Source organism: Vibrio sp. Isolate34 (assembly GCF_022397915.1).
Taxonomy (GTDB): domain Bacteria; phylum Pseudomonadota; class Gammaproteobacteria; order Enterobacterales; family Vibrionaceae; genus Vibrio.
On the sequence record NZ_JAKEUO010000044.1, the window covers coordinates 1 to 1,417 of the forward strand.

General features: G+C 47.8%; 1 protein-coding gene, 2 tRNA genes and 3 rRNA genes. All 6 read left to right on the forward strand.

Annotation, left to right across the window (positions count from 1 at the left end; genetic code table 11):
• Positions 1-286, forward strand: a 23S ribosomal RNA gene (locus tag L1D22_RS21950); the annotation flags it as partial.
• A 151-nt stretch (positions 287-437) separates the two neighbouring features.
• Positions 438-553, forward strand: a 5S ribosomal RNA gene (rrf, locus tag L1D22_RS21955).
• 134 nt (positions 554-687) lie between these two features.
• Positions 688-799, forward strand: a 5S ribosomal RNA gene (rrf, locus tag L1D22_RS21960).
• A 67-nt stretch (positions 800-866) separates the two neighbouring features.
• Positions 867-943 (forward strand) — tRNA-Asp (locus L1D22_RS21965).
• Between the two features lie 60 nt (positions 944-1,003).
• Positions 1,004-1,080 (forward strand) — tRNA-Trp (locus tag L1D22_RS21970).
• A gap of 143 nt (positions 1,081-1,223) precedes the next feature.
• On the forward strand, positions 1,224-1,417 hold a 194-nt coding region (locus L1D22_RS21975; protein WP_239830001.1), incomplete at its 3' end, for a helix-turn-helix domain-containing protein.

Here is a 1,417-nt window from a genome sequence, read left to right on the forward strand (position 1 = left end):
CCGTGGGCGTTGGAAAATTGAAGGGGGCTGCTCCTAGTACGAGAGGACCGGAGTGGACGAACCTCTGGTGTTCGGGTTGTCATGCCAATGGCATTGCCCGGTAGCTAAGTTCGGAATCGATAACCGCTGAAAGCATCTAAGCGGGAAGCGAGCCCTGAGATGAGTTTTCCCTGACGCTATAAGCGTCCTAAAGGGTTGTTCAAGACTAGAACGTTGATAGGCAGGGTGTGTAAGYGCTGYGAGGCRTTGAGCTAACCTGTACTAATTGCCCGTGAGGCTTAACCATACAACACCCAAGGGGTTTTGTGGACTCAAAGAAATACCAAACGCTTGAATGAGTTTGAAGAGAAACTTTTATAGCTCTATTAAATAGAGAAGCAGCTTTCCAGATTATTTTACCTTCAGTTTTTAAAAGCTGAAAGTAAAAGCAAAATTTGCTTGGCGACCATAGCATTGTGGACCCACCTGATTCCATGCCGAACTCAGAAGTGAAACACAATAGCGCCGATGGTAGTGTGGGGCTTCCCCATGTGAGAGTAGGACATCGCCAGGCTTTAAATTAAATCTTTAGGTTGACCGACCTGGAGATATGGACGCTCACTTAGTGAGTTGACCACTGCGGAGTGGTAGTTCAGTTGGTTAGAATACCGGCCTGTCACGCCGGGGGTCGCGGGTTCGAGTCCCGTCCACTCCGCCACTNTGTGGACCCACCTGATTCCATGCCGAACTCAGAAGTGAAACACAATAGCGCCGATGGTAGTGTGGGGCTTCCCCATGTGAGAGTAGGACATCGCCAGGCTTTAAATTAAATCTTTAGGTTGACCGACCTGGAGATATGGACGCTCACTTAGTGAGTTGACCACTGCGGAGTGGTAGTTCAGTTGGTTAGAATACCGGCCTGTCACGCCGGGGGTCGCGGGTTCGAGTCCCGTCCACTCCGCCACTTATTCGATAACCTCGCCTAGTGCGAGGTTTTTTCGAATCTAAAGTAAGATAAAGTTTTAGGGGTGTAGCTCCAATTGGCAGAGCAGCGGATTCCAAATCCGCGTGTTGGGAGTTCGAATCTCTCCACCCCTGCCATATACGAAGCCTCAGCAGAATTGCTGGGGCTTTTTTGCATCTGTTGCTTCTACAAAGCAATGTTGGGAGCTGGATCGCCAGCCCGGTCTAATACCAATTCCGTTAATTTTGTGATCTAATATGGACTCTTAAAAGGAGTCCTTATGAAGCATGATTTTCCGAGTCTGATTAATTCCACATCCAATGCTCGGCTTAGAATGCGTTATTTATCCGTTTCTCATTTTGTTGACGGTAAAAGTCGCACTCAAATAGCTAAGTACCTTAAAGTTAGCAGAGTAAGCGTCAATAAATGGGTCAAAGCATATCTCGACAATGGTCTTGAAGGACTTCAAGAGAA